This is a genomic window from Micromonospora sp. AMSO31t, assembly GCF_008868175.1.
Classification (GTDB): Bacteria; Actinomycetota; Actinomycetes; order Mycobacteriales; family Micromonosporaceae; genus Micromonospora.
Window position 1 is genome coordinate 1 of sequence record NZ_WBKT01000263.1, and the last position, 3,665, is coordinate 3,665.

The window sequence follows — 3,665 nt, forward strand, 5'->3', positions numbered from 1 at the left end:
GTGGGCGTTGCGGTCGGTCGGGCCGCCGTGGGTGGCCCAGCGGGTGTGGCCGATGCTGGTCGTGCCGTCGCCGATGCCGATCGGGCTGGCGGCGCAGGACTCGGGGTCGGAGGCGTCGCCCCGACCGGGGGCCCTCAATGTACGGCCCGGCGACCAGATGGTGCGTCCTCGTGCGTGCAGGTCGTCCGTCATCGATGGGGGACCGAGCCCCCGGACGGCCGCACCGCGTGCGAGGTTTGTCCGATCCTCGCCATCCGCTCACCAGTTCGCTCAAATTCAGTGATCGTTTACCCGACTTCCGAGCACACGTGGTGAGCGAAACTGGGTTAGGCTGCGGACCATGTGTGGAATCGTGGGTTACGCCGGTGCGCGCCCGGCGCTCGGCATCGTGCTGGACGGACTGCGGCGGCTGGAGTACCGCGGCTACGACTCGGCGGGCGTCGCCGTCGTCTGCGACGACGAGCTGCTGATCGAGAAGAAGGCCGGCAAGCTGGCGAACCTGGAGAAGGTTCTCGCCGAGCGCGCCGCCTCCGACCCCGAGTCCTGCGCCGCCAGCCCGATCGGCATCGGCGACGGCACGACCAGCATCGGCCACACCCGCTGGGCCACCCACGGCGGCCCGACCGACCGCAACGCCCACCCGCACCTCTCCCCGGACAGCCGGGTCGCCGTGATCCACAACGGCATCATCGAGAACTTTGCGAAGCTCCGCGCCGAGCTGGAGGCCGACGGCGTCGAGTTCACCAGCGACACCGACACCGAGTGCGCCGCGCACCTGCTCGCCCGTTCGCTGGCCGACCTGCGCTCGGCCGGCGAGGTCGACAGCCCGCAGCTGCTCGCCTCCGCCATGCGGCTGGTCTGCCAGCGGCTGGAGGGCGCCTTCACGCTGCTCGCCGTCGACGCCGGCATCCCCGGCGCGGTGGTCGGCGCGCGGCGCAACTCGCCCCTCGTGGTCGGCCGCGGCGAGGGCGAGAACTACCTGGCCAGCGACGTGGCCGCGTTCATCGAGCACACCCGCGACGCGGTCGAGCTGGGGCAGGACCAGATCGTCCTGATCACCCCGGAGAGCATCGAGATCACCGACTTCGCCGGCCAGCCCGCGAGCGGCAAGGACTTCCACATCGACTGGGACTCGTCGGCCGCCGAGAAGGGTGGCTACGACTGGTTCATGCTCAAGGAGATCGAGGAGCAGCCGCAGGCCATCGCCGACACGCTGCTCGGCCGGCTCACCGAGAGCGGCGAGATCGCGCTCGACGAGGTCCGCCTCAGCGAGCAGGACCTGCGCGACGTCGACAAGATCTTCATCGTGGCCTGCGGCACCTCCTACCACGCCGGCCTGGTCGCCAAGTACGCCATCGAGCACTGGACCCGCATCCCCTGCGAGGTGGAGCTGGCCAGCGAGTTCCGCTACCGCGACCCGGTGCTGGACCGGTCCACCCTGATCGTGGTGATCTCGCAGTCCGGCGAGACCATGGACACCCTCATGGCACTGCGCCACGCCAAGGACCAGAAAGCCCGCGTGCTGGCCATCTGCAACACCAACGGCTCCACCATCCCGCGCGAGTCCGACGCGGTGCTCTACACGCACGGCGGCCCGGAGATCGCGGTCGCGTCCACCAAGGCGTTCCTCACCCAGGTTGTCGCGTGTTACCTGATCGGGCTGCACCTGGCCCAGGTGCGCGGGATCAAGTTCGCCGACGAGGTCGGCGCCGTGGTGGCCCAGCTCCAGGAGATGCCGGGCAAGCTGCGCGAGCTGCTCGACCGGATCGAGCCGGTCCGCGAGCTGGGCCGCGAGCTGAAGTCCGAGCCGACCGTGCTGTTCATCGGCCGGCACGTGGGCTACCCGGTGGCCCTCGAGGGCGCGCTGAAGCTCAAGGAGCTGGCGTACATGCACGCCGAGGGCTTCGCCGCCGGTGAGCTGAAGCACGGCCCGATCTCGCTGATCGACGAGGGCACGCCGGTGATCTGCATCGTGCCGTCGCCGGTCGGCCGCGGCATGCTGCACGACAAGGTCGTCTCCAACATTCAGGAGGTGCGCGCCCGGGGCGCCCGCACCATCGTGATCGCGGAGGAGGGCGACGAGGCGGTGGTCCGCTACGCCGACCACCTGATCTACGTGCCGCGCACGCCGACGCTGCTGGCCCCGCTGGTGACCACGGTGCCGCTCCAGGTGCTCGCCGCCGAGATCGCCGCCGCCCGTGGCCACGACGTCGACCAGCCCCGGAACCTGGCCAAGTCGGTCACCGTCGAGTAGTCGACCCGGTCGCGGCCCCTCCGTCCCACGGCGGAGGGGCCGCGACGTTTCCGGCCCCCGCGCGGTCATCGGCCCAGCATGATCCGGGCCATCCCGTCCAGCGCCGGGTTGTCGCGGTCCCAGTAGCCCGCGTGCCCGTGCGGCCCGCTCGGGAAGCGCCGGCCGCCGAAGCCGGGAGAGCCCGGGTCCTCGCCGAACCAGAGCCGGTCGCCGTGCGGATCGAGCAGCGCGGCCGCCGGACCGAGCGGCGTGCCGGCCAGCACCGCCCGGCGGGCCAGCTCGTCGGGCGGCCGGGCCAGCCGGATCACGTCGTCCGGCGCGGTGGCGGCCCAGACCTGGCCGGCCGGCATCCGCAGCTCGGCCGCGCGGTCGACGCCCACTCCGGGAGAGCCCACGAAGACCAGGGCGTCCGCGCTCAGCCCGTGGTCGCGGGCCGCGGTGCCGACCACCACCGAGCCGTAGCTGTGCCCCAGCACGGTCTGCCGGGCGGGCGGCCCCTCGTGCGAGGCGCGCAGCCCCTCCTGGAACCGGTGCAGGGCCGGCCCGGCGTCCTCGGCCTGCCGCCCGCGCGCCGCCTCGGGCAGGAAATCCGGCGCGTCGTAGTCCAGCCAGAGCACGGCCGCCGCCTCCGTGCCCGGGTCGATCGCCGCGCACCGGTCCAGCACCCGGGCGGCCCGGCCCAGCTCGCCCGGGGAGTCGGCGAGGCCCGCGGTCATCCCCGGCACGTAGGTCAGCACCGCGCCGGCCCGGTCCGGGTTGCCGAGCGCCACGACGGCCCGACCGTCCCCGGCCGGGTCCAACCCCAGGAGGTACGCCCGCGGCGCGCCGGGTGCGGCCAGCCGCTCGCCGAGCCCGTCGAGGCCGCGCAACGCCGCCTCCACCGCGGCCAGCCGGGCCAGTTCGAACGGCCCGGCCGGAAACGGGCGCAGCAGCCCGGCGCGCCGTCTTACCAGCTCGGCCCGCCGCCGGGTCAGCAGCAGCCGGTTGGCCTGGTCCCGGGCCGCCACGGGCACCCCGTCGAGGCGGCCGACCCGGTCCGGCTCGCGGCTGACCAGCCACCGGCGCTCGGCGGGGGTGAGGCCGGCCCACCACCGGCTCACCTCGGCCGGCCCGGCACCGGGTGGCGGTCGCCAGGCCGGCGGGGCGCTCACCCAGCCGGTCACGGCCGCCGTCGCCAGCTCCGCCAGCCGGCGCGCCGCCTCCCGGTCCGCCGCCCCGGCCAGCGCCAGCGCGCCCCGGATCTCGGTGCCCACCTGCGCCACCGCCCGGCATGGGTGGTGGGCCCGGCGGTGGCCGCCACCCGGGCGGCGAGCGACCCGCACCAGCGCTGCACCGCCGCCTCCACCTCGGCCAGCGCCATCCCGGCCCGCCAGCCGTCGGCCGGCACCACCAGACCCGGCTCGGTGACCGG

General features: G+C 74.5%; 3 protein-coding genes. 1 reads left to right on the forward strand and 2 read right to left on the reverse strand.

Translation table 11 applies throughout. The features are described 5' to 3' along the window. The coding region (locus tag F8274_RS32175; protein ID WP_151465720.1) for a hypothetical protein at positions 1-192 on the reverse strand (192 nt) is incomplete at its 3' end. A 148-nt stretch (positions 193-340) separates the two neighbouring features. Between F8274_RS32175 and glmS the strand changes: the two genes are divergently transcribed. Beyond that, positions 341-2,254: a glutamine--fructose-6-phosphate transaminase (isomerizing) gene (gene glmS / locus F8274_RS30080; protein WP_151465721.1), complete on the forward strand. Its 1,914-nt coding sequence runs from the start codon at positions 341-343 to the stop codon at positions 2,252-2,254. A 65-nt stretch (positions 2,255-2,319) separates the two neighbouring features. Here glmS and F8274_RS30085 read toward each other — a convergent pair whose 3' ends face one another. Then, positions 2,320-3,507: an alpha/beta hydrolase gene (locus F8274_RS30085; protein ID WP_225854042.1), complete on the reverse strand. Its 1,188-nt coding sequence runs from the start codon at positions 3,505-3,507 to the stop codon at positions 2,320-2,322. Between the last annotated feature and the right edge of the window lie 158 nt (positions 3,508-3,665).